This window comes from Mycoplana azooxidifex (assembly GCF_014196765.1).
In the GTDB taxonomy this organism is placed as follows: Bacteria; Pseudomonadota; Alphaproteobacteria; order Rhizobiales; family Rhizobiaceae; genus Mycoplana; species Mycoplana azooxidifex.
This window is the reverse complement of the sequence record NZ_JACIEE010000003.1, coordinates 308658-332363: the sequence shown is the minus strand read 5'-3', so window position 1 is coordinate 332363 and position 23706 is coordinate 308658. Positions and strand designations below refer to the sequence as shown.

Sequence of the window (23706 nt, the reverse complement as noted above, 5' to 3'; positions counted from 1 at the left end):
CTAGATCTCCATCACGTCTTCAAACGATTCCGGGAAGGAGGCGCGGGCCACCTTCTCGTCGATCACGAGCAAGGCCTCGTAGGAGGTCGGGTCGAAATCCGGGTCTGCCGCCACCACCTCGCGTCCGAAGAGCAGGTTCAGCCGCGCCGCATCGAGATTGCCGCGCTCGAACGGTTCCGATCCGAAGTGGTGCCAGAGCGCATGCAGGAAGGCTGCATCGATCGTGTGCTCGGCCGTTCCCGGCCGGGCGCGACGGGGCAGCGCCTTGAGCGGTGTCACGCCTTTGGGATTGGCGCGGCGGATGGTGAACTGGACACCCGTACCCGGCATGCCGGACGGGAAACCACGATGCTTCGTCATGTCGGGAAGCTTGCTCATCGATTCTGATCTTCCCTCACAACGGTATCGTATCGTGCTTGCGCCACCGCGTATCCACCTGCTTGTTCCGCAGGCTCGCAAACGCCCGCGCGATCCGCTTGCGCGAGGAATGCGGCATGATCACCTCGTCGATGAAGCCGCGCTCGGCGGCGACGAAGGGGTTGGCGAAGCGCTCCTCGTATTCCTGCGTGCGCGCCGCGATCTTTTCCGGATCGCCGAGCTCCGAGCGGTAGAGGATCTCGGTAGCACCCTTGGCGCCCATCACGGCGATCTCGGCGGTCGGCCAGGCGTAGTTGATGTCCGCGCCGATATGCTTCGACGCCATCACGTCATAGGCGCCGCCATAGGCCTTCCGCGTGATCAGCGTCACCATCGGCACGGTCGCCTGGGAATAGGCGAACAGGAGCTTGGCGCCGTGCTTGATGACGCCGCCATATTCCTGGGCCACGCCCGGCAGGAAGCCGGGCACATCCACCAGCGTCAAAAGCGGAATGTTGAAGGCGTCGCAGAAGCGGACGAACTTCGCCGCCTTGCGCGATGAGTCGATGTCGAGGCACCCGGCCAGTACCATCGGCTGGTTGGCGACGACGCCGACCGTCTGGCCCTCCAGCCGGATGAAGCCGGTGATGATGTTCCTGGCGAAATTCTCCTGCAGCTCGAAGAAATCGCCCTCGTCGGCAACGGCGAGGATCAGCTCCTTCATGTCGTAGGGCTTGCTGGATGTGTCCGGGATCAGCGTGTCGAGCCGCGCCTCCAGCCGCGCCGGATCGTCGTGGAACGGGCGGACGGGCGGCTTCTCGCGGTTGTTCAGCGGCAGGAAGTCGAACAGGAGCCGCACGTTCTCCAGCGTCTCGATGTCGTTCTCGTAGGCGCCGTCGGCGACCGAGGATTTTCTCGTATGCGTGCCCGCGCCACCGAGCTCCTCGGCCGTGACGATCTCGTTCGTCACTGTCTTCACCACGTCCGGGCCGGTGACGAACATGTAGGAGGAATCCCGCACCATGAAGATGAAGTCGGTCATGGCCGGCGAATAGACCGCGCCGCCGGCGCAGGGGCCCATGATGACGGAGATCTGCGGGATCACGCCGGAGGCCTCGGCGTTGCGGCGGAACACCTCGGCGTAGCCCGCAAGCGAGGCGACACCCTCCTGGATCCGCGCCCCGCCCGAATCGTTCAGCCCGATCACCGGCGCGCCGTTGCGCACCGCCATGTCCATGATCTTGCAGATCTTCTGCGCATGTGTCTCCGACAGCGAGCCGCCGAGCACGGTGAAATCCTGGGAGAAGACGTAGACCTGCCTGCCGTTGATCGTGCCCCAGCCGGTCACCACGCCGTCGCCGGCGATCTTCTGCCCCGCCATGCCGAAATCCACCGCGCGGTGGGTCACGTACATGTCGTATTCCTCGAACGAGCCGGCATCGAGCAACACCTCCAGGCGCTCGCGCGCCGTCAGCTTGCCCTTGCCGTGCTGGGCGTCGATCCGCCGCTCGCCACCGCCGAGATAGGCCTCATCGCGCCGGGCCTGCAACTGCTCGAGTATCGGGCGCATCGTCACTCCCTCTGCAACTGTGTGAGCGCGCATTATGCCGATATTGTCCGCTTGAAAACAGTTGAACAGGCGCAAATGTGGCAATATAAAAAAGCAAAATTGAAAATGCGAATTTGCAAACACGGTGAAGCATGGCGATCGGCAAACTCTTCATCGGCCGCAAGGTCCGCGATCTCAGGCTGGCGAGCGGCACGACGCAGAGCCAGTTCGCCGAGCGAATCGGCATTTCCACCAGCTACCTGAACCAGATCGAGAACAACCAGCGCCCCGTCTCCGCCGCGGTCCTCCTGGCGCTCGCCGACAAGTTCCGCCTCGACATCGCGGAGCTCTCCGTGGGCGAGAACGACCGGTTGCTGTCGGCGCTGTCCGAGGCGCTGACGGACCCGCTGTTCGAGACCTATACGCCGAGCCTGCAGGAGCTGAAGCTCGTCACCCAGAATGCGCCGGGGCTGGCGCACGCGCTGATCGCCTGCCACCAGGCCTATCGCCGCAGCAGTGAGCGGCTGGCAAGCCTCGACGCCACGCTCGGCCGCGCCGGCGGCCCGGCAGAGACGACGCCTTACGAGGAAGTGCGCGATTTCTTCCATTTCGTCGACAACTACATCCACGAACTCGACCTTGTGGCCGAGCGGCTGGCGGGCGATCTCGGCATCGGCCGCGGCGACAATCATGCGGCGCTGGCGGAGCATCTGGACAAGGCCTTCGGCGTCCGGCTCGCGCGCGGCGTGGCCGGAGACGATGCGATCCGCCGCTACGATCCGCAGGCGCGCGTGCTGACGATCAATCCCTATGCCGCAGCCCCGACCCGCGACTTCCAGCTGGCGTTGCAGATCGCGCAATTGCAGGCGCCCCGCGAGATCGATACCGTGGTGCAGGGCGCCGGGTTTCGCTCGGAGGAAGCGATGGAAATCTGTCGCATGGGTCTGGAGAACTATGTCGCCGGCGCGCTGCTCCTGCCCTATGGCGCCTTTCTCCAGGCGGCACAGGAACTGCGCCACGACCTGGAATTGCTGGCCGCCCGCTTCGGCGCCTCGATCGAGCAGGTCTGCCATCGTCTCAGCACGCTGCAACGGCCGGGGCTCAAGGGCGTGCCGATCTTCTTTGCCCGCATCGACCGCGCCGGCAACATCACCAAGCGCCACAGCGCGGCGAAATTCCAGTTCGCCCGCTTCGGGGCCGCCTGTCCGCTCTGGAACGCCCACGAGGCGTTCGAGCGCCCCGGCCGCATCCTGCGCCAGCTCGCCGAAACGCCCGACGGCGTGCGCTACCTCTGTCTGGCCACCCACGCCTCGAAGGGGAGCGGCGGCTTCCGTGCCGCGCGCCCGGAATATGCGCTGGCGCTCGGCTGCGAGATCTCCTACGCCCGCGCCTTCGTCTATGCCGACGATCTCGACCTGGAAAATGCCGGCGCCTTCGCCCCGATCGGTATCTCCTGCCGCATCTGCGAGCGCGCCAACTGCGCCAGCCGCGCCGTCCCGCCCTTCAAGCGCCGCCTGCACGTCGATCATCACGTGCGCCGGATCGTGCCCTACGAGCTGGAGAGCTGAGGCTTTTGCGAAAATAGCGACTGACAGAACGCCGGAAACGAAAAAACCCCGGAAAACCGGGGTTTTTCAATCCGATATGCGACGTCCGGAAACGTCTTCGGAGAAGGAATGGTGCCCAGAAGAGGACTCGAACCTCCACACCCTTTCGAGTACCAGCACCTGAAGCTGGCGCGTCTACCAATTCCGCCATCTGGGCGACGGACGCGGATGTACGGGGCGATGCCGTTGGTGTCAACTGGGTTTTTGAAGTTTTTGCAACGGCATGTGCTTTTGCAGCATTTCTCCCCTGTCTATGCCCCGCGCGGCCTACGCGTTGCGCCGTGAGGCCCAGGTGCGGATGAGCCCGAGCCCCTGTGCAAGAAGCGCGTTGGCGGCGGTCTCGTCGGCGGCCTCGACATAGCAGCGCATTTCCGGCGCGTTGCCGGAGGGGCGGAAGTGGATGATGCTTGCGTCCTCCAGCGCCACCCTGAGCCCGTCGATGTCGCTGCTCGAAGCCGGCGTGCCGATCGGCGCAAGGAACGCAGCCAGCGCCTGTGGTCCCGAGCGCAATTCCGCCATCAGCGCAGCACTCGTCTCGAGCGGGAAATTTTCCAGCCGGTCGGCGGCGGCGGCCGGAAGATTGAAGCTTTCGGCAACCGCGGACAGAGGCTGCCCGCGCTCGACGGCGAGCGAGAGCACGGCAAGTGCCGGCAGGAAGCTGTCACGGGTCGGAAGGGCTGTGAGTGTCGCGCCGTTAGCGGAGCAGGTCGTTCCGGTCAGCGTGCCGCCGTTCGCTTCGAAGCCGACGACGGCCTTCGCGCCGCCGGTCACGGCTTCGTCCATGGCCGCGATCACGAAGGGCGAGCCGACGCGGGTGCGCAGGACTTTGAAGGCGCCCGCCACCTCGATCCCGGAATTGGAGGTCACCGGCGTTGCCACAACATCCGCGTTCAGGAAGTTGGCGGTGATCAGGCCGAGCAGGTCGCCGCGCAGCGGCGTGCCGGTCTCGTCGGTGACGAGCGGCCGGTCGCCGTCGCCATCGGCCGAAACGATCGCGTCGAGGCCGTGTTCGGCTGCCCAGCGCTGCAGAATCTCGACGGTCTCCGCCGGGACGGCCTCGGTATCGACCGGGATGAAGGTCTGCGAGCGACCGAGCGGCACGCAGTCGGCACCGAAAGCGGCGAGCACGGTGAGGAACAGGTCGCGCGCGACCGTGCTGTGCTGATAGACGCCGATCCGCTTGCCCTTCAGTGCGTCCGGCGCAAGAAGTCCCTCATAGCGCGCCAGGAACAGTGCCTCCGCCTCTGCAGAAGCATCGGCTGAGGAGACAGGCGTGGCATCGATCTGTTCACCCGCCGCCGAGAGCGCATCTGCGATGCGGGTGATCGCTGCCTCGTCCGCCTTGCCGATCTCTCCGTCGGGCCGGTAGAACTTGATGCCGTTGCGATCGGCGGGGATATGCGACCCGGTCACCATCAGGCTGGCGACGCCACGCTTCATGCCGAGAAGCGCCAGCGCAGGCGTGGGGATCGTGCCGCAATCGATGGGCGTGAGCCCGGCACGCTCGATGGCGCCGGCGGCGATGGCGGCGATGGCCGGGCTCGACGGGCGGAAATCGCGGGCGATCAGCAGGCTGTCGCCCTTGGTCGCAAGGCCGGAGCCGATGAGGTGACGCGCGAATGCGGTTGCGTAGAGTGCAGCCGGCGGGCCTTCCAGGTCGATCGATAGGCCGCGCAGCCCGCTGGTGCCGAATTTCAGACTCATCTCATGCTCCAAATTATAGTATGCTGGCGCTCGCCCATGTCTCGCTCATGTCATGCCCGATTTTTGCCGGCTTGTCCCGCCTGACCTCTCCGGCACGCGATCGCCCGACCGGACGACAGGACAAGGAGCCCAGCGGAAGCCAAATTCCGTAAACGTACACTCCAAAAACGCACAGGGGATCGAAATGTTCAGCTTGCGTAACCTCCTACTGACCGTCGCGGCCGGCCTCGCCGTTTCGCCCGGCTTGACGTCTGCTGCCGTCGCCGGTCCGACGGTGATCCCGGACCGTGGCTTCGCCGAAAGCAACGGCCCTAAGGGCGATATCGTCCCGGTTGCCTTCGTGTGCAACGGCTACAGTTGCTGGAACACCGGGCCACTCTACAATCCCTTGAACAGGCCGTACTACCGCGCCTATTCGTGGCCGATCTATCGTCCCTACCGCCCCTATATGCCACCCCGGCCCAGCTACCAGCCCTACTCCCGCAGCGTGACCATCTATCGCCCCTATGACGGTCCGTATTATGCCCCGGCCGTTCGCAGCGGCTACGGTAGCCATATCGGCTGGTGCACGAACCGCTATCGCACCTATAATCCGGCGACGGACCGGTATCATGCCGGTAGCGGCGTCTATCGCGTCTGCGTTTCGCCGTATCGCTGAGCGATCTGCGCGCCGGCTCCGGCGGCGTTGCCGGGGTCGGATGCGTCAGGGCCTGTCGACGTGGCCGAGATCGCGCTCGGGCTCGACAATGTCGCGCACCCGCTGCTTCAGCTCCTTCGGCCCCGGAAAGCCGCCGTCGCGCTTGCGCTCCCAGATGAGCTCGCCATCCACGCGGATCTCGAAGTTGCCCCCCGTGCCGGGGATGAGCGCGACCTCGCCGAGCGTGTCGCCGAAGGTCTGCAGAAGTTCCTGCGCCATCCAGCCCGAGCGCAGGAGCCAGTTGCACTGGGTGCAGTAGAGTATGGTGATCCGGGGCTTCTGGCTCATGCCTGCCTTTTCCTTCCTGCCGATGCGAACTGCGGGCCGACGATTGGCTTACACGTGGGCGACGCTCGCCAGTTCACGGAAATGTCAATCGAGTTTATCAGCTTTTGCGTCGGGCCCGCTTGCGCAGGTCAAGATGACCGAGACATGGATGCAGTGCAACATCCTTGGAGCTGACCGCATGACCGACACCACCACTCATCGCCCCGGCCTCATCCTGCCGTTCCTGCGGCCGCTGTACGCCACGCTGAACGAAAGCGCGGAAACCTTGCTGCGCGTCGTCGCGGGCGGGCTTCTCGTCACCCACGGCTACGGCAAGATCATGAACCCCTTCGGTGCGGTCGGAATGGTCGAGGGGCTGGGCTTCTACCCCGGCGTCTTCTGGTCGCCGCTGCTGGCTGCGACGGAATTCTTCGGCGGTATCCTGGTTGCGATCGGTCTCTTCACGCGGCCTGCCGCGCTGGCCTCGGCGATCGTTTTGGCGGTGACGATCTACTTCCACGGTATCGTGAAGATGGAAGGCCTCGGCGGTGCCGAGAAGTCCATCCTGTGGACGGCCATCATGCTCTATTTTGCGGTTCGCGGCTCCAACAGCCAGTCCGTGGACGCCCGCATCGGCCGTCAGTTCTGACGCAGGCGGGCGTCGGGCAGCATGCGCCCAACGACCGAGAGCAGGACGCCGTCGCCATACGGCTTCGCGATCACGGGCACATCGTCAAATGCCGTGACGCCGTGCCGGTTGAGTTCGGATACCGAGGTGAATGCGAAGGGTATGCCGAGCGTCTGCAGTCGCGAGGCCACGGCAAGCGCGGGCGTGGCCTCGATCGGCAGATCGAGCAGGCAAAAGTCGAATGCAGGCAGATCGGTTGTCGCCCAGCGCTCCAGCTCGTCCGGGCGGATGATGGTTACGCGGCACTCCAGAGCTTCGCCGATCAGGTATTGTGCGTCGACGGCGATCAGGAATTCCTGTTCGACGATCGCGATGTGCGGATGGGCCTTGCTCATTCAGTGGCGCTTTCAAAGGCATGCAGGGTGGGAACAGGGCTGCGCAGGAGATCGCTGAAATGCTGTTCCGAAGCGCAAGTCTTCATCTGCCCCGGCAAACCCGTCATTTAAAAAAGACATAGCCAGCCCGCTTTCCGGAACCGCTGCATCGTTCACGCGTTGATCGCTCGAGGGGTCGGCAGCAAAGAGGGCGCGGGATGGTTCAGGTGACAGTGTCGCGGCGGGAGACCGCAAGGCTACACCGATGACGGGATCGAAGGCGGGCCCCGCGTCGGGCAAGCGGCACACGCCTTGTGACAAATGTCCGCTTCGCGGCATGAAGGCCTTCCGCGATTTCTCCGCCCGAGAGCTGGAATTTGTCTCGCAGTTCAAGGTCGGAGAGCTTTCCGTCGAGCGGGGCGCGACCGTTCTGGTGGAGGGCACGCACAGCCCGCATATCTACACGGTTCTGTCCGGCCTCGGCTTTCGCTACAAGCTCCTTTCCGACGGCCGCCGGCAGATCATGAACTATGCGTTTCCGGGCGATCTCGTCGGGCTTCAGGGCGTCCTCATGGGTGAGCTGGACCATTCGGTGGAGGCATTGACGCCGATCACTCTCTGCGTCTTCGAGCGCTCGAAGCTCGATCGCTTGTTTACGCGCCATGCCTCGCTGGCCTACGACCTTACCTGGATCGCGGCGCATGAAGAGCGCGTCCTCGACGAGCACCTGCTCAGCATCGGCCGCCGTTCGGCGGTCGAGCGCACGGCCTATCTTCTCTCCTACATTCACCAGCGTGCGCGCGCCGTTGGCCTCGTCAACGCCGGGCGCAAGGCGATCCCGCTCACCCAGCAGCATCTGGCCGACACGCTGGGCCTGTCGCTGGTTCACACCAACAAGACCATCCGAAAACTTGCGGACCGCAATCTCGTTCGCTGGCAGGACGGCGGCTATGAGGTTCTGGAGGCCGACGGGCTCTTGAAGGTGTCAGGCTGGGAGGGGCTGAAAGAGGCCGGGCGTCCCTTTGTGTAAGATCCGCGCGCGCTCGCGTTGAAGCCGGCGGTCAGGCCACGTCCCAGTGCAGGGCGAACATCGGGTCGAACACTGTGACCGGACCTGCCCCGGTCTCGATCTTCGCCGGAAAGCGCACCGGTTCCTCGCGGCGCACCAGCGTGATCGTCTCCTCGTTGACGGGAAGCCCGTACCAGGCCGGACCGTTCAGCGAGGCGAAGGCCTCGAGCCTGTCCAGCGCATTCTCGTCTTCGAAGACGTGGGCGAGGCAGCTCATGGTGTTGATCGAGGTGTAGACCCCGGCGCAGCCGCAGGCGCATTCCTTCAAGGGGTCCACATGTGGGGCGGAATCTGTGCCGAGGAAGAAGCGGCGATCGCCGGAAACGGCGGCGGCGCGGAGCGCCAGCCGGTGGTGCTCGCGCTTGGCGACCGGCAGGCAGTAGTAGTGCGGGCGGATGCCGCCGACCAGGATGGCGTTGCGGTTGATGATCAGGTGATGGGTGGTGATCGAACCGGCGAGGTTGGCCTTCGATGCCTTGATGTAGTCGATCCCGTCCTTGGTCGTGACGTGCTCCATCGTCACCTTCAGTTCCGGCAGGCGCTCGCGTAGCGGGTCGAGCACCGTCTCGATGAAGACGGCCTCGCGATCAAAGATGTCGACCTCGGGGGTCGTCACCTCGCCATGGACGCAGAGCGGTAGGCCGATCTTTGCCATGCGCTCCAGCACCGGCATCGCCTTTTCGAGGTCGCGCACGCCGCCGTGCGAGTTGGTGGTCGCGCCGGCGGGGTAAAGCTTCACCGCGGTGATGAGGCCGCTTGCCTTGCCGGCCTCGACATCGTCGGGGCTCGTCTGTTCGGTCAGGTACAGCGTCATCAGCGGCTGGAAGCGGTCGCTGGCGGGCAGCGCCGCCATGATCCGTTCGCGATAGGCATTCGCATCCGCGGTCGTCACCACCGGCGGCACGAGGTTGGGCATGATGATGGCGCGTGCGAAGTGCCGGCTCGTATCACCGATCACGCCCTGAAGCATCGCGCCGTCGCGCAGGTGCAGATGCCAGTCGTCGGGACGGCGAAGGGTGATCGTTTGCATGCGCTGGAGCTCCGCGGATCAGGGGAAATCTGTGTCGCGGGAATTATACCCTTGCGCCGTTCGTGGCAAACGCTTTGCGCCTGCGTCAGGCCGGCGGCCCGAACTGGTTCGTTCCCGGCGTGCCTTCGCTGGCGTACCAGTAGACCAGCACGATCCAGCCGATCACGGGGATCAGGCCGATCAGTAGCCACCAGCCGGAACGGTCGGTGTCGTGCAGCCGCCGCACGGCGACGGCGATTCCCGGAATCAGCACCGCGAGCCCATAAACGACGCTGAGAACTTCGTAGCCGAAAAGCGCTTGGTCGATCGTCCCGGTGATTAGCGACGCGATGGCGTTGAAGAGCACGAACCACCAGAACTCGGACCGACGGGCGCGCCCGGTGAAGACGGCGTATTTGGAGAAGACGGTCGATACGGCTTGCGTGAAATTCATGCGCTTCCCCTGTCAAACCCTCAAGGCGCAGCGAGCCTGCGCCGATTCGGCCGGGAATGCAACGAGGGCTGGCATGTGTCAGGCGATTGCAAGCGTGATGTCGGCGGGGCGCCGGTTCTCCAGGATCAGCCGTCCGTTCGGCAGGTCGTTCTCGTAGACCTTGGCATGGGCGGCCTCCTCGCTCAGCCGATAGCCGCGCCAGCGCTCCCAGAGCCGTTCCTCCAAAACCTCTATCGGCGGCGCCAGCATGATCGAATAGTCGAACATGCCCTCCAGTTCCGCCCACTTGCCCTGGCTGAACAGCAGGTAGTTGCCCTCGACGATGATGAAGCGGTGTTCCGGCGAGACCACCCGCGCCGAGGCGATCGCGATTTCCCGCGACCGGTCAAACACCGGCACCAGCACCTCCTGGTCGGCGGGGCGGACGGCGCGGACGATATCGATGAAACCGCGCACGTCGAAGGTCTCGGGGATGCCCTTGCGGGCCAAGAGCCCCCGTTCGATCAGGATGGCGTTGTCCATGTGGAAGCCGTCCATGGGCAGCACTTCCGCGCTCTCGCCCCGCGCCCTGAGCGCGGCTGCGAGATTGTCGGCCATGGTCGACTTGCCGGCGCCCGGCGGGCCGGCGATGGCAACCAGGAAGCGCTTTGTTTCGCCCGCCCGGCGGACGATCCCGCCCGCGATTTCCGAAATCGTCTCGCTCATGCCGCCAGCGCTTCCCGCGGCGGTTCCTTGGCGCCGGTCATGAAGGCGACGGCGTCGGACATGGTGTGTTCCTTCGGATTGATCACGCACAGGCGGCGTCCGAGGCGGTGGACGTGGATGCGGTCCGACACCTCGAAGACGTGCGGCATGTTGTGCGAGATCAGCACGATCGGCAAGCCGCGCGAGCGCACGTCGAGGATCAGTTCCAGCACCTTGCGGCTTTCCTTGACCCCGAGGGCCGCGGTCGGCTCGTCGAGGATGATCACCTTGGAACCGAAGGCAGCTGCCCGCGCCACCGCCACGCCCTGGCGCTGGCCGCCGGAGAGGGTTTCGACGGCCTGGTTGATGTTCTGGATGGTCATCAGGCCGAGTTCGGAAAGCTTGTTGCGCGCGAACTTCTCCATCGCCGAGCGGTCGAGCTTGCGGAACACGCTGCCGAGCACGCCGGGTTTGCGGATCTCGCGGCCGAGGAACATGTTGTCGGCGATCGACAGCGCCGGCGACAGCGCCAGGTTCTGGTAGACCGTCTCGATGCCGGCACGGCGGGCCTCGATCGGCGAGCGGAAATTCACTGTTTCGCCCTCGAGGCGGATCTCGCCCTCGTCCGGGGCGACGGCGCCGGAGATCGCCTTGATCAGCGTCGATTTGCCCGCGCCGTTGTCGCCGATCACGGCGAGGATCTCGCCGGGGTAGAGGTCGAAGTCGGCATTGTCGAGCGCCGTCACGCGGCCGTAGCGCTTGACGAGGCCGCGGGCGGTAAGAATGGGTTCGCTTGCCATCAGCCTGCTACCTTTCTGATCCACTGGTCGACGGCCACGGCCGTGATGATGAGGACGCCGGTGAGGAAGACCTTCCATTGCGGGTCGGCGCCGAGCATGTTCAGCCCCATCGATACGACGCCGACGATCATGGCGCCGATCAGCGTGCCGAGGATCGAGCCGCGACCGCCGAACAGCGAGATCCCGCCGATCACCGCCGCGGTGATGGCCTGCAGGTTATAGTCGGTGACGGCGGCGGACGGCGAGATCGAGCCGTTGCGGCCGATCGAGACCCAGGCGGCGAGCGAGGCGATCAGGCCGGCCAGCGTATAGGCGCCGAGCAGCACGCGGTCGACCCGGATGCCGGACAGCTTGGCCGCTTCCGGATCGTCGCCGACGGCATAGAGATGCCGGCCCCAGGCCGTATGGTTCAGCGCGTACAACAGCCCGAGTACGAGCAGCACCATCATGACGACACCGAGCGTGAACACCGCCGAGCCGACCTTGAAGCTGATGCCGAACACGTGCAGCATCGACGTCACCGCGGTCACGTCCGCCTCGCGGATCGTCGCATTCGCCGAAAAGATGAAGTTCGTCGACATGATCACGTACCATGTCCCGAGCGTGACGATGAAGGGCGGCAGCTTGAGGCGCGATACGAGGAAGCCGTTGATGAAGCCGCAGGCGCCGCCGACGCCGAAACCGGCGAGGATCGCGATCGGGGCGGGCAGGCCGTAGGTAACGGCGAAGTTGCCCATGATCACCGCCGAGAACACCATGATGACGCCGATCGAAAGGTCGATGCCGGCGGTCAGGATGACGAGCGTCTGCGCAGCACCGAGAATGCCGACGATGGCGATCTGCTGCAGGATCAGCGTCAGCGTGTAGGACGAGAAGAAGCGGCTGCCGATGGCAAGCCCGAAGATGACAATGGCGGCGATCAGCACGATGAAGGGGATGGCTGCCGGCGTCGAGTGCAGGAAGTGCTGGATCTTCTGCACGGCCGTCTTGTCGTGGGTATCGAACGACGCGACCTGCGTCGAGCTCTGGGCCAGGACCTTCTCGAATTCCTGCGCCGATTGTGCGGCTGTGGGCTCGCCCATGGACATTCCTCCCGAAAACCCCCGCTCCCGAGGGGTCGTGATCTGTTCCGCGCGCGTCGCCCTAAGCCTGGCGAAGCCCGGTGCTGGAGGGAAAGCTGCGCGGTTTTCGCGGTCTTGTCAAAGACGCGCTCAAGTTGGCGGGAAGGGCGGCCTGGCCGCCCTTCGCCTGATCTTGAAAGCGAGAGCCGTTCAGCCCCAGCACTTGTCCGTGCCGACCTTGGTGTCGATCGATTCGACGCCTGCGGCCGGCTTGTCGGTGACGAGCGCCACGCCGGTGTCGAAGAAGTCCTTGCCTTCCGTCGGCTTCGGCTTCTCGCCGGTGTCGGCGAATTTCTTGATCGCCTCGACGCCGAGTGCCGCCATCATCAGCGGATATTGCTGCGAGGTCGCGCCGATCACGCCTTCGGCGACCGACTTCACGCCGGGGCAACCGCCATCGACCGAGACGATCAGCACGTCGCTCTCCTTGCCCACGGCCTTGAGCGCCTGGTAGGCGCCGACGGCGGCCGGCTCGTTGATGGTGTGGATGACGTTGATGTCCGGGTCCTTCTGCAGGAGGTTCTCCATGGCGGTGCGGCCGCCTTCCTCGTTGCCGTTGGTCACGTCGTGGCCGACGATGCGCGGGTCGTCCTCGTCGCCGATCTTGTTCGGATCCTTCGGGTCGATGCCGAAGCCGATCATGAAGCCCTGGTCGCGCAGCACGTCGACCGTCGGCTGCGACGGGGTGAGGTCGAGGAAGCCGACCTTGGCGTCCTTTGCCTTGTCGCCCATGGTCGCGGCCGCCCACTGGCCGATCAGCTTGCCGGCGAGCAGGTTGTCGGTGGCAAACGTCGCGTCGGCGGCCGTGGCGGGGTCGAGCGGCGTGTCGAGCGCGATGACGAGCACGCCGGCAGCCTGGGCCTTCTTGACCTGGTCGACGATCGCCTTGGTGTCGGAGGCGGCGATCAGGATGCCTTTCGCGCCGTCGGCGATGCAGGATTCGACCGCAGCCACCTGGCTGTCATGGTCGCCGTCGATCTTGCCGGCATAGGCCTTCAGCGTCACGCCCAGTTCCTGGGCCTTGGCGGTGGCGCCTTCCTTCATCTTGACGAAGAAGGGGTTGGTGTCGGTCTTGGTGATCAGGCAGGCGGTGACATCTGCCGCCGCGGCCGGCGTGGAAAAGGCGACGCCAAGCGCAAGTGCGCCGAGAGCGGCGCTCACAATCGTGGTCTTCATGTAATCCTCCCAAGGACAAAACGGGATGGCGCGACGCCATCCGGATGCCGATCCGTGCCGCTCCTCTGCGGCCGTCGATCACGCTTCCATCGTCAGGGAACCATTGATGAAAGGATCTGTCAATAAATAAATCCAATTGAATTATTAATTCGATGTGGCATGCTGCGGCAAACCAGGGCGTAGGCCGAAGCGACCAGAACGACCCCCTTTTGCGGCGGCTGGAACGATGCGGCGGACAACTGAAGAAGCCCGGTTCGGGAGGAAATGGCATGCCTGAGGAAAGCGTGCCGGCAGCATCGCCGGCGACGATCCTCGATCCGTCCGGAGGGTCGAACCAGGTGCGCGTGCGGGCCTATAACGAGCGGCTCGTCATGTCGCTGGTCCGCCGCCACGGCGAGCTTTCGAAGGCCGAGATCGCCCGGCGCAGCGGCCTTTCCGCCCAGACCGTCACCGTCATCATGCGCGCGCTGGAGGCCGACGGGCTGCTGATCCGCGGCGAGCCCACCCGCGGCAGGGTCGGCCAGCCCTCCACGCCGATGCGGCTCAATCCCGATGCGGTCTATTCCTTCGGGGTCAAGATCGGCCGCCGCAGCGCCGAGCTCGCGGTCATGGATTTCGTCGGCAGGGTGCGGCTGCAGGTCCGCCGCATCTACGCCTATCCCATGCCGGACGAAGTGCTCGCCTTCATCACGGACGGCATCGCCGAGCTCGAGGCAAGACTGGAGCCGGAGCAGCGTGCCCGCATCGCCGGCATCGGCATCGCCGCGCCGTTCGAACTGTGGAACTGGGCCGCGGAGGTCGGTGCGCCGCAGAGGGACATGGATGCCTGGCGCGGCATCGACCTGCAGCGGGAGGTCGCTGCACGGGCGTCCCATCCGGTCTTCCTGCAGAACGACGCGACCAGCGCCTGCGCCGCCGAACTCGTGTTCGGCCTCGGCCAGCGCTATCCGGATTTCATCTATTTCTTCATCGGCTCCTTCATCGGCGGCGGTGTCGTGCTCAACGCGGCGCTGTTTTCCGGCCGCACCGGCACGGCGGGGGCGATCGGACCGCTTCCGGTCCAGGGCCGCGACGGCAGGACCGTACCGCTCCTGAAGATCGCCTCCGTCTTCGTCCTCGAGAACCAGTTGCGCGCCAGTGGCATCGATCCGAAGCCGCTCTGGTATTCGCCGGACGACTGGATCGACTTCGGTGCTCCGCTCGAGACCTGGATCCAGGACACCGCCGCGGCCCTGGCTCAGGCGGTCATCGCGGCCGCCGCGGTGATCGATTTCTCCGCCGCCGTCGTCGATGGCGGCTTCCCCGACTGGGTGCGCGAGCGCATCGTCACGGCGACCCGCGCAGCACTCGGCCAGCACGACCTGCAGGGCGTGATCATGCCCGAGATCCTGGAAGGGGAGGCGGGGAGCCAGGCGCGCACCATCGGCGCCGCCAGCCTGCCGCTCTTCGCCCGCTACCTGCTCGACCAGAACGTCCTGTTCAAGGCCCCCGCCTGAAGGCGGCGCCATAGCCGCCGCCCTTTCTCCGGGCGAAGGGGATCAGTTCACGCTGACCGGCCTGGAGCGCATGCGCGACACGGTTTCCCGTTCGGCCCGCTTGCAGCGCATCGGCGGCAGCCCGCGGTCCATCAGGGCCATGTCCTCCAGCACCATGTCGCCCATCTTCCTGAAGGCGCTGTCGAGGGCGCCGGCCCGGTGTGCCGAGCGGATGAAGCCCTTCAGGCGGCGGACCGGGTGCTCCGCAGCGAGCGGCTCGTCGGGAAAGACGTCGCTTGCCGCCACGATATGGCCGCGCTCGACCGCCGCCATCAGGGCGTCGAAATCGACGACATCGGCGCGGCTGAGCAGGATGAAGGCTGCCCCCTTGCGCATCCGCCCGAAGGCTTCGCTGCCGAGGAACCCCCTGTTCTCGCTGGTGACGGCGGCAACCACGAAGACGAAGTCGCTTTCGCCGAGCATGGTATCGAGCGAGGAGGGCTCGACGCCGGCCTCTTTCAGCATCGACGGTGGCAGCCAGGGATCGAAGACGCGGACGCGGGCGCGAAAGCCCGACAGCACCCGGGCGAGCGCCTTGCCGAGGTCGCCGAAACCGACGATGCCGACATCCGACCCGGACAGCAGCCGGGCCTCCGCATTGCCGTCGCCGCCCCAGCGCTCGCGCCCCTCGCGAAAATCGATGTCGGCATCGACGATGCCGCGCGCGAGGTTGAGCGCCATGGCGAGCCCGAGCTCGGCCACCGGCTCGGCGAAGACCTGTCCGGTGGTCACCACGTGGATGCCGCGGGCAAACAGGATGTCGTAGGGCATGTTGTTGATCAGGTTGCTCTCGACGTTGAGGATGCAGCGCAGGTTCGCCATCCGGTCCAGCGTCTCGGCGGTCAGCGGCGGCTGGCCGATGATGTAGCGCGCTTGCGAGAGAACGTCATCGCCGAGCCCGGCGATGTCTTCGGGATCCGCCTCGACGATGCGGTAGGTCTCCTTCAGTCGCTTCAGTGCCTCCGGCGTGAAGATCAGCTCGAGCGTGCGCGGCTCGGGCGCGCTGATGGCAACTGGCCTCGTGTCGGTCATGGTATCCTCCCGTCTGCCGGTTCCCGCACGACGGGCCGGTCTCGGCGATTGATACCATGAATTCGTAGCCTTACCAGCCGAGGCCGCGCAGGTCGCGCTCGCGCGACAGCGGCGGCCGCTCGCTGGAATAGGTCCTGCCGTTCTGCGTGCAGGTATAGCCCGGGCGGCTGGCCTCGCCGAAGCGCCGCGACCTGTTGTTGGCCGTATCGAAGGTCTGCGTGCACACCACCTCGTCGGCAGCCTCGGCTTCCTTTTGCGTCGTCACGCCGGGCAGGTCGGTGAACGGATAGGCCCGGTCGCTGAAGACGCCCGCCTGCTGGGCAGTGGCCAGCGATGGCTGCATCGTCAGGAGCAGCGCCAGAATCAGGCCTACAGCGCTGGATGTCCGCTGGGTTTTCATGTCATTCCGTTCGATTGAGCCGCACTAAACGCCAATCCGCAGTACCCCGTCGCGCAAACATGCGGTATAGCGCGTTCACGTTCGATGCACATTCATGTGGGGTGCCCTATGGCCAATGCAATACGATATCACGAGGGCGACATTTCAGCCGCGGATGCCGCGCGCTACAACGGCGCAATCGCAATCGACACCGAGACGCTGGGGCTTATTCCGCGCCGCGACCGCCTGTGCGTCGTCCAGCTCTCGCCGGGTGACGGCACGGCCGATGTCATCAAGATCGCCGCCGGGCAGACGCGTGCGCCCAATCTTGTGGCCATGCTGAGCGATCCCTCCCGCCAGAAGATCTTCCATTACGGCCGGTTCGACATCGCCGTCCTGTTCCACACCTTCGGCGTCACCTGCACTCCCGTCTTCTGCACCAAGATCGCCTCGCGGCTGACGCGGACCTACACCGACCGCCACGGCCTGAAGGACAATCTGAAGGAACTCCTGGAAGTCGACATCTCCAAGCAGCAGCAGTCGTCCGACTGGGCGGCCGAGACGCTCTCTCCGGCGCAGCTCGAATATGCGGCGTCCGACGTGCTGCACCTGCATGGGCTGCGCGACAAGCTGATGGCGCGTCTCGTCCGCGACGGCCGTCTGCCGCATGCCGAGGCCTGCTTCGCCTTCCTGCCGACCCGCGCCAAGCTCGACCTGCTCGGCTGGGAGGAGACGGACATCTTCGCCCACAGCTGATCGGCGGCCTCGCCCCGAGAAGCAACAGGCGCATGGTTACCTCTGCTTAACCCGGCCTCTCTATCCTCGGCTGCAATTTCGATCGATCTTGCAGCCAGGACAGCGTCATGCTCCCGCCCCTCCAGCAGTCGACAGGCCAGTTCGCGACGACCCAGCTTCGCTCGATGCTCGACGACATCGAGACGCGCCGCCAGGAAGCCGATGACAAGGCGAAAGGCCGCGAACGGGAGGACAAGGTCGTCGGGGCCACCCAGGATCCGTCGACGGTGGCTGCGAACGAGAAGATCAACGCCTATTTCTTCGGCGCCCTGAAGCTCGATCCCGATCCGTTTGCCACCCTTGTCGCCCGTTTCTCCGATGCGCTCGGCCTCTCCCAGCGCACCGACGAATCGAGCCGCGACTTTGCCCGCAGGCTGAGCGACGCCGTGACCATGCTCGACTTCGCCAAGGTCGATTCGCTCGGCAAGCCGGTGAAGATCACCCTCGAATCCCTCGACGTCACCGCGAACGACGTCATCGCCGTCCTGCAAAACGGTGCGAACGGGTCGACCGACCCAAAGGCGGCACTTGCCGCCCGCGTCGCCGAAGGCGCAGGGCTGACGGGCGAGGAGGAGGATTTCGAGGCACGGCTGTCCGCGGCGCTGACGGAGACGCGCTCGGCCTTGCCAAAGAGCGTCTCGGCTCTGGAGGAGGCCACCGGCCTTGCCGAGCTTGGCCTGAGCGCACAAGACATGATCGCCGCGATCGCCAACCCCTGGAGCGACACCGGGCTGAAGGTGAAGAACGCGCTTGCCGAAAAGGCCGAGGGCGAGCGGACGATGACGCGCGAGATACGCAAGGTCATCCAGCGGCTCGAGGACGTTGCCGATCCGAAGACCATCGAAGAGCTCCAGCAGGACCGGACGAAGTCCGAGCCGGGCCGGATCGAGGATGAGGAAACGAGGGCGGAGCGCGAGCAGAAGATCCAGGCCCTGAAGGCCTCGGAGAAGCTCGAGGACGTGCAGGACCTGCAGGACGCCGTGAAGGAGCATCTCGACGAGACAGATGAGGCGGTTCCGGGCGAGCAGGCGACGACCGCTGCCGATGGCAGCCTCAAGCTGATCCAGATTCTCGCCGCCGTACCGGCGACAAGCGACGAGGCGGCGGACGAGTTGTCGGGCGACGAGAAGGCCGGCATTGAACCGGACGCAGCCGGCCAGACAGCCGAGGCCCTGTCCGAAGCGGGCGGTGAATTGGCGGCGGGCCAGTTGGAAAACATCGATCGCCAGGAGCGCATCGGCGCGCTCGACCCCATTCTCGTCCTTCCCGTCGACGAGATCGGAATCTACGAACTGCTACGGCGCGAGGCTGCCTGACCGGCGTTGCCGGCGTCAGGCTTCAGGCTTTCGCACGATCCCGACCCGCGCCAGAACCTCCTTGGGTATGTCATAGCGGCGAATGATGTCGCGCTGGTCGCGCAGGCCGCAGATCTCGCGCTGGATGAAGAAAGCCCAGACCGCATCGGCGGCCGCATCCAGCAGGGCCTGGCGCCGGTCCTCGCCGCACCCCGCGGCCGTCTTCGCCCGAAGCTGCTGCAGCGCCTTCTCCACCTTCAGCCCGTGGCGGCCGAGCGCATCGGCGCGTTCCGAAAGCAGCTCGTATTCGAGCACGTTGAAACCGGTGGCGTGCTGCCGGTCGAAGAACAGGGGCGGACGTACGGACATGATCCATCAACCTTTCGATCGTGGGGTACCGCGATCATCGGCGATTGTCCGGCTGCCGGCAAGTCCTTGCAGTGCAGCACCGCTAACGGATCGTTAACCATATCCTGTCATTTCTTGTTCATTGATGCGTAACTCGACGCGAGTGCATGGCATTCTGGCCGTCAGCGAAGACCGGACCTCGATCCGGCAAACGTATCGGCCCCGCGGGCCAGGACCCGAGGCTAAGCCTCCCGCCACGCGGAATGCCAGTAGCCAGTCAATCTCTTTGGCGCGCATGATGCCTCGCCAGCCTGAAAATGGATCGTTGGAGAGCCGCATCGTGCCTGCCGGACGGCAGCACTGCGAAGATGCCTCATGGAGATGGTGATGCTGCCGCGCATTGCGACGCCTGTCACAGTCCCGATCCCTTCGCCGCCGGACTCGGCAACCGAGGCCGCGCCTGCCGCCGCCCGGCAGCAACTGTCTCCCGAAGCGCTGGTCAACCTGCGCGCCGCGGTCCTCCTGCGGCTACTGGAAGCGATGATGCGCCAGATCGAGCAGGGCGGTGACAAGGGCAACGCGGCGCGCCAACTGCTCGAGATCCTTCTGGAGGCGATGAAGGCGCTTCCACCCCGGGAGGGGGGCGACGGCGATGCGACCCGGCGCCTGGCGCTTCTCATCGCGCGGCTTCCCGCCGAGATGCGCCCCGCGGCCGAGCGCCTGCTGGCGACCGTGCTCGCCACGGCGCCGACCCGGATCCTGATGGAGATCATCCGCAATCCCGCCGGGCCGGATGCCCAGCGCCTGGCACAGGCGCTGCTTGCTGCCGTTAACGAGCCGGGAGGAAAACCTGCCGGACCGGCGGCGTCGCAGCCCCGGTTCATTCCCGGCGAAGCGCAGCTTGCCGCGGCCGCGGCAAATGACCGCCAGCGACAGCGGGACACGAGCGGCGACAGCCGCTCGCTACAAGCAGCGCTGCGCCGGCTTTTCGAGGGCGGCGCGGAGCCGCTTTCCGATCGCCCGGCCCGCATCGGACAGCGATCTGCTTTCGCCCCCGCATTACCGCAGCAGCAACAACAGGTGGCCGCAGCGTCGGCCGGAAAGAGCGTAGAGGCCGGCACCGGGTCCTCCGGCCAGCCGCAGCAGCGCATGCCCGAGGCGCCCCTTGTGGGGCGTACCCCGGCGACGCCAGCGAACACCGAGGCAAGCCGCTTGGCTGCGGATACACAAGAGCCTGCCGCCGGCCCGGACACCCTGAACCGGGGACGGTCGCCGATCGCAGACAGGGGCACGGCGGCCCCCGAGGCTGGTCGCGCTTCGGCAATTTCGACAGCCGTGCCGACAATTGCGGCCGGCCGCGAACCCGAGGGCGTGTTGCGCATGATTGCCGGTATCGTCGCCGATCTGACCGCCGACGAGGCGCTGGTCCTGCGCCTGCTGCTGCAGGCGCCCTTGCCAGAACTGCCGGAGTTGCCGGAACGCATCGCGCTGGCGCCGTCCATGCCGGATGTGGCCGAGGGCAGCGAAGATTCGGCCGGCCGGCTGCGCGCCGCCAACGCCATGCCTGAACGGAGCACTCTCGCCGCTGGCGGAGAAGCGCCAGGACCAGCGACGACCGAGGCTGCGAATGCGGCCCGGCCTGCCGTCGCCCAGCCCCAGGGTGTTGCCGAGGATAAAACGCAGGCCGGACGGCCGGCGGCTGCCGCCGAGGATGCCGATGCGCCCGTTCGCCCGCCCGCAATGCCCCTGCCGCCCCCGTTGCCCGAGCGGGCCGCGTTGCCGCCGTTCCGCGACGGTCTCGCCGTCCCCTTCGTGCCCTACCTGCCTGCGCAGGACGACCTGGAAACGCAGGAGCCACGCCGCCGCGAACCGCCCGAGGACGAGGAGGAGACGACGGACACGGCCGGAGAGAACGGGGCGGGCGGAGAGCAGGCCGAAGACGATGCAGAGGGGGAGGCCGAGGGGTACCCGTCGGAAGACGACACGCCTGACATGGCAAAGCGCCGGCGCAAGATCGAAGATCTCGTTGCCCCGCCCGATCCCGGCTTCGCCTTCTACCAGAAGCTCGGCGAATACTGGACCTGACCGACCGTGCGGATGGCCGCGCCGCCTTTGCGAAAGCCTGCATGAAAAAAGCCCGCGGGGATCGCTCCCCGCGGGCTTCACTGTCTTGCGTCCCAGAGAACGATTACTCGTTGTTCTGCCGGTTCTTCAGGGCTGCGCCCAGGATGTCGCCGAGCGAAGCGCCCGAGTCGGACGAACCGAACTGTGCGACGGCTTCCTTCTCTTCGGCAATTTCCAGAGCCTTGATCGACAGCTGGATCTTGCGGTCCTTCTTGGAGAAGTTCAGCACGCGGGCATCGACGACCTGGCCGACCGAGAAGCGCTCGGGGCGCTGCTCGTCGCGGTCGCGCGACAGGTCGGCGCGGCGGATGAACGAAGAGATGTCCTCGTGGTTGACGAGCTTCACTTCGAGGCCGCCATCGTTGATCGCGGTGACTTCGCACGAAACGACTGCATTCTTGCGCAGGTCGCCGGAAGCGGCAGCTTCGCCGACCGCGTCACGGCCGAGCTGCTTGATGCCGAGCGAGATGCGCTCCTTGTCGACGTCCACATCGAGAACGACAGCCTTGACGACGTCGCCCTTGTTGAATTCCTCGATGACCTGCTCGCCCGGACGGTTCCAGTCGAGGTCGGAGAGGTGGACCATGCCGTCGACGTCGCCGTCGAGGCCGATGAACAGGCCGAACTCGGTCTTGTTCTTGACTTCGCCTTCGACTTCGGTGCCAGCCGGATGGCTGTGCGCGAATGCTTCCCACGGATTTTCAAGCGTCTGCTTGAGGCCGAGCGAGATGCGACGCTTGGTCGGGTCGACTTCGAGAACGACAACGTCGACTTCCTGGCTCGTGGACAGGATCTTGCCGGGGTGTACGTTCTTCTTGGTCCAGGACATTTCGGAGATGTGGATCAGGCCTTCGATGCCCGGCTCCAGCTCGACGAACGCACCGTAGTCGGTGATGTTCGTAACCGTACCGGAGATCTTCTTGCCGGTCGGGTACTTCGTGCCGATGCCATCCCACGGATCGCTCTCGAGCTGCTTCATGCCGAGCGAGATACGGTGGGTTTCCTGGTTGATGCGGATGATCTGAACCTTGACCTGCTGGCCGATGGACAGGATCTCCGACGGATGGTTGACGCGGCGCCAGGCCATGTCGGTGACGTGCAGCAGGCCGTCAATGCCGCCGAGGTCGACGAACGCACCGTAATCGGTGATGTTCTTGACGACGCCGTCGACAACCTGGCCTTCTTCGAGGTTCTGGACGATTTCAGAACGCTGCTCGGCGCGGCTTTCTTCGAGGACCGTACGGCGCGAAACGACGATGTTGCCGCGGCGCTTGTCCATCTTGAGGATTTCGAAGGGCTGCGGGTTGTGCATGAGCGGCGTGACGTCGCGGATCGGACGGATGTCGACCTGCGAACGCGGCAGGAAGGCGACGGCGCCGTCGAGATCGACGGTGAAGCCACCCTTGACCTGGTTGAAGATGACGCCTTCGACGCGCTCGCCGGCTTCGAACTTGACTTCGAGCTTGGCCCAGCTCTCTTCGCGGCGAGCCTTTTCGCGCGAAAGAACGGCTTCGCCGAGAGCGTTTTCGATGCGCTCGACATAGACTTCGACTTCGTCGCCGACCTTCAGCGTGCCGTCCTTGGACTTGGCGCCGAATTCCTTGAGGGCGATGCGCCCTTCGACCTTGAGACCGACGTCGACGATCGCGACGTCCTTCTCGATGGCCGTGATCAGGCCCTTGGTGACATAGCCTTCGGCCAGGTCGTGGGTGGCGAAGGATTCCTGCAGCAGGGCTGCGAAATCGTCGCGCGTGGGATTGGCTGTGGACATGGAAACTCCTGGTGTGCCGACAAAGGCACGGGCGCCGGGGGTTAGCGTTGACAATGAGCGATGCACATCCGCTTCCTGTATCGGAAGCAAAACCGGCGCGGGGACGGCTGTCGCTCTAGTGCGTAAGGGCGGCGTCGATGATGGATTTTGCCGCCGAAAACGCCGCCTCTATACTCATTTCAGAGGTATCTAGCAAGTGCGCGTTTTCCGCGGGCCTCAAGGGGCTGTCGGCGCGGCCCATGTCGCGCGCGTCGCGGCGGCGTACATCTTCGAAGACCGCGTCATAGTCGGCAGTCCCCCCATGGGCGATGATCTCGTCGTAGCGCCGGCGCGCGCGCACATCCGCCGACGCCGTCACGTAGAGCTTTACGGTGGCATCCGGGCAGACGACCGTGCCGATGTCGCGGCCGTCGAGGACCGTTCCCGGCTCGCGCGCGGCGAATTCCCGCTGTGCCTCGACCAGCGCGCGGCGAACGCCCGGCATGACGGCGATCTTCGAGGCGGCCTCGCCGATCCCGTGCGCCGACAGAACCGTGCGATCGAGGCCGGTAAGGTCCAGGTTCCGCGCGACATCGGCGGCGACTGCCTCGTCGTCAAGCGGCAGGCCGCGATCCAAAAGCGCCTTGGCCGTTGCGCGGTAGGTCAGGCCGGTGTCGAGATGATGGTACCCGTACGCCTCGGCAATCTGGCGCGACAACGTGCCCTTGCCGGCAGCCGCTGGACCGTCGATGGCAATCGTCGTCATTTCGCATCCTTGCGTCACATCCGCGTCACGGAGCGTGTTAGCGGAAAATGGTGTGTGATGCCAAGGGGCGGCCGGTCTTTGATTGCCGTAAATGTCCTTAACTTTCCGTGAGGCAGATTCGGCGCCGCGCCAAAGCTCGCACTCCCGGAGCGGTGTCCAGAGACCCTCTTGAGCGGGCCTGGCGTT

The 23706-nt window shown here is 65.6% G+C and carries 24 protein-coding genes and 1 tRNA gene; 8 read left to right on the top strand and 17 right to left on the bottom strand.

All coding sequences use genetic code 11. From position 1 onward, the window contains the following. Window positions 1–378, bottom strand: a complete 378-nt coding sequence (locus GGQ64_RS08120; protein WP_183801878.1) for a hypothetical protein — start codon at window positions 376–378, stop codon at window positions 1–3. A gap of 16 nt (window positions 379–394) precedes the next feature. Beyond that, on the bottom strand, window positions 395–1927 hold the full coding sequence (locus GGQ64_RS08115) for an acyl-CoA carboxylase subunit beta (protein WP_183801875.1): 1533 nt from the start codon (window positions 1925–1927) through the stop codon (window positions 395–397). A gap of 131 nt (window positions 1928–2058) precedes the next feature. Here GGQ64_RS08115 and GGQ64_RS08110 point away from each other — a divergent pair, with 131 nt between their 5' ends. Beyond that, the gene (locus GGQ64_RS08110; RefSeq protein WP_183801872.1) at window positions 2059–3474 is read left to right on the top strand and encodes a helix-turn-helix domain-containing protein; all 1416 of its coding nucleotides are present in this window, start codon (window positions 2059–2061) and stop codon (window positions 3472–3474) included. Window positions 3475–3583: 109 nt separating this feature from the next. Here GGQ64_RS08110 and GGQ64_RS08105 read toward each other — a convergent pair. Together GGQ64_RS08105 and GGQ64_RS08100 are read right to left on the bottom strand one after the other, a co-directional pair. Next, window positions 3584–3670, bottom strand: a tRNA-Leu gene (locus GGQ64_RS08105). Window positions 3671–3780: 110 nt separating this feature from the next. After that, entirely contained in the window at window positions 3781–5217 is a 1437-nt protein-coding gene (locus GGQ64_RS08100) for a phosphomannomutase (RefSeq protein ID WP_183801869.1), read from the bottom strand. 184 nt (window positions 5218–5401) lie between these two features. On the opposite strand from GGQ64_RS08100, the gene GGQ64_RS08095 reads away from it, so the two are divergent. Next, the gene (locus GGQ64_RS08095; protein ID WP_183801866.1) at window positions 5402–5875 is read left to right on the top strand and encodes a BA14K family protein; all 474 of its coding nucleotides are present in this window, start codon (window positions 5402–5404) and stop codon (window positions 5873–5875) included. 45 nt (window positions 5876–5920) lie between these two features. Here the strand turns inward: GGQ64_RS08095 and GGQ64_RS08090 are convergent, their stop codons facing one another. Then, the gene (locus GGQ64_RS08090; protein ID WP_183801863.1) at window positions 5921–6202 is read right to left on the bottom strand and encodes an Rdx family protein; all 282 of its coding nucleotides are present in this window, start codon (window positions 6200–6202) and stop codon (window positions 5921–5923) included. Between the two features lie 178 nt (window positions 6203–6380). Between GGQ64_RS08090 and GGQ64_RS08085 the strand changes: the two genes are divergently transcribed. Next, the gene (locus tag GGQ64_RS08085; protein WP_183801859.1) at window positions 6381–6830 is read left to right on the top strand and encodes a DoxX family protein; all 450 of its coding nucleotides are present in this window, start codon (window positions 6381–6383) and stop codon (window positions 6828–6830) included. On the opposite strand, the gene GGQ64_RS08080 is transcribed toward GGQ64_RS08085, so the two are convergent. Next, window positions 6821–7204, bottom strand: coding sequence for a response regulator (locus GGQ64_RS08080; RefSeq protein ID WP_183801856.1), 384 nt, complete (start codon window positions 7202–7204; stop codon window positions 6821–6823). The two genes, GGQ64_RS08085 and GGQ64_RS08080, sit on opposite strands and share 10 nt — an antisense overlap. A gap of 244 nt (window positions 7205–7448) precedes the next feature. Between GGQ64_RS08080 and GGQ64_RS08075 the strand changes: the two genes are divergently transcribed. Continuing rightward, complete coding sequence (locus GGQ64_RS08075) at window positions 7449–8213, top strand: Crp/Fnr family transcriptional regulator (RefSeq protein ID WP_183801853.1); 765 nt, start codon at window positions 7449–7451, stop codon at window positions 8211–8213. Window positions 8214–8244: 31 nt separating this feature from the next. Here the strand turns inward: GGQ64_RS08075 and pyrC are convergent, their stop codons facing one another. The 6 genes from pyrC to GGQ64_RS08045 form a co-directional block, all read right to left on the bottom strand. After that, on the bottom strand, window positions 8245–9282 hold the full coding sequence (gene pyrC, locus GGQ64_RS08070) for a dihydroorotase (RefSeq protein WP_183801850.1): 1038 nt from the start codon (window positions 9280–9282) through the stop codon (window positions 8245–8247). 85 nt (window positions 9283–9367) lie between these two features. After that, window positions 9368–9715, bottom strand: coding sequence for a DUF805 domain-containing protein (locus GGQ64_RS08065; protein WP_183801847.1), 348 nt, complete (start codon window positions 9713–9715; stop codon window positions 9368–9370). A gap of 78 nt (window positions 9716–9793) precedes the next feature. Beyond that, the gene (locus tag GGQ64_RS08060) at window positions 9794–10420 is read right to left on the bottom strand and encodes a nucleoside triphosphate hydrolase (RefSeq protein WP_183801844.1); all 627 of its coding nucleotides are present in this window, start codon (window positions 10418–10420) and stop codon (window positions 9794–9796) included. After that, window positions 10417–11199 (bottom strand): ATP-binding cassette domain-containing protein, encoded by a 783-nt coding sequence (locus GGQ64_RS08055; protein WP_183801841.1) that lies wholly within the window; start codon window positions 11197–11199, stop codon window positions 10417–10419. Before GGQ64_RS08055 ends, GGQ64_RS08060 begins: the two co-directional genes overlap by 4 nt. Continuing rightward, on the bottom strand, window positions 11199–12281 hold the full coding sequence (locus GGQ64_RS08050; protein WP_183801838.1) for an ABC transporter permease: 1083 nt from the start codon (window positions 12279–12281) through the stop codon (window positions 11199–11201). The genes GGQ64_RS08055 and GGQ64_RS08050 overlap by 1 nt, the downstream gene beginning before the upstream one ends. Window positions 12282–12470: 189 nt before the next feature. Next, the gene (locus GGQ64_RS08045; RefSeq protein WP_183801835.1) at window positions 12471–13496 is read right to left on the bottom strand and encodes a sugar ABC transporter substrate-binding protein; all 1026 of its coding nucleotides are present in this window, start codon (window positions 13494–13496) and stop codon (window positions 12471–12473) included. Window positions 13497–13765: 269 nt separating this feature from the next. Between GGQ64_RS08045 and GGQ64_RS08040 the strand changes: the two genes are divergently transcribed. After that, window positions 13766–14992 carry an ROK family transcriptional regulator gene (locus GGQ64_RS08040; RefSeq protein WP_183801832.1) on the top strand — a complete coding sequence of 409 codons (1227 nt, stop codon included), beginning with the start codon at window positions 13766–13768 and terminating at the stop codon, window positions 14990–14992. A gap of 42 nt (window positions 14993–15034) precedes the next feature. Here the strand turns inward: GGQ64_RS08040 and GGQ64_RS08035 are convergent, their stop codons facing one another. Then, a complete protein-coding gene (locus GGQ64_RS08035) occupies window positions 15035–16063 on the bottom strand; it encodes a hydroxyacid dehydrogenase (RefSeq protein WP_183801829.1) in 1029 nt (342 codons plus the stop codon). Window positions 16064–16133: 70 nt separating this feature from the next. Continuing rightward, a complete protein-coding gene (locus GGQ64_RS08030) occupies window positions 16134–16463 on the bottom strand; it encodes a hypothetical protein (RefSeq protein WP_183801826.1) in 330 nt (109 codons plus the stop codon). Between the two features lie 108 nt (window positions 16464–16571). Between GGQ64_RS08030 and GGQ64_RS08025 the strand changes: the two genes are divergently transcribed. Beyond that, complete coding sequence (locus GGQ64_RS08025) at window positions 16572–17198, top strand: ribonuclease D (RefSeq protein ID WP_183801823.1); 627 nt, start codon at window positions 16572–16574, stop codon at window positions 17196–17198. Between the two features lie 107 nt (window positions 17199–17305). Next, window positions 17306–18553, top strand: coding sequence for a hypothetical protein (locus tag GGQ64_RS08020; protein ID WP_183801820.1), 1248 nt, complete (start codon window positions 17306–17308; stop codon window positions 18551–18553). 15 nt (window positions 18554–18568) lie between these two features. On the opposite strand, the gene GGQ64_RS08015 is transcribed toward GGQ64_RS08020, so the two are convergent. After that, window positions 18569–18901 (bottom strand): DUF6665 family protein, encoded by a 333-nt coding sequence (locus tag GGQ64_RS08015; RefSeq protein ID WP_183801817.1) that lies wholly within the window; start codon window positions 18899–18901, stop codon window positions 18569–18571. Between the two features lie 354 nt (window positions 18902–19255). Between GGQ64_RS08015 and GGQ64_RS08010 the strand changes: the two genes are divergently transcribed. Further along, a complete protein-coding gene (locus GGQ64_RS08010; RefSeq protein ID WP_183801814.1) occupies window positions 19256–20965 on the top strand; it encodes a hypothetical protein in 1710 nt (569 codons plus the stop codon). A 103-nt stretch (window positions 20966–21068) separates the two neighbouring features. On the opposite strand, the gene rpsA is transcribed toward GGQ64_RS08010, so the two are convergent. Further along, the gene (rpsA, locus tag GGQ64_RS08005; protein ID WP_183801811.1) at window positions 21069–22775 is read right to left on the bottom strand and encodes a 30S ribosomal protein S1; all 1707 of its coding nucleotides are present in this window, start codon (window positions 22773–22775) and stop codon (window positions 21069–21071) included. A gap of 115 nt (window positions 22776–22890) precedes the next feature. Beyond that, entirely contained in the window at window positions 22891–23520 is a 630-nt protein-coding gene (cmk, locus tag GGQ64_RS08000) for a (d)CMP kinase (protein WP_183801808.1), read from the bottom strand. Window positions 23521–23706: the final 186 nt, after the last annotated feature.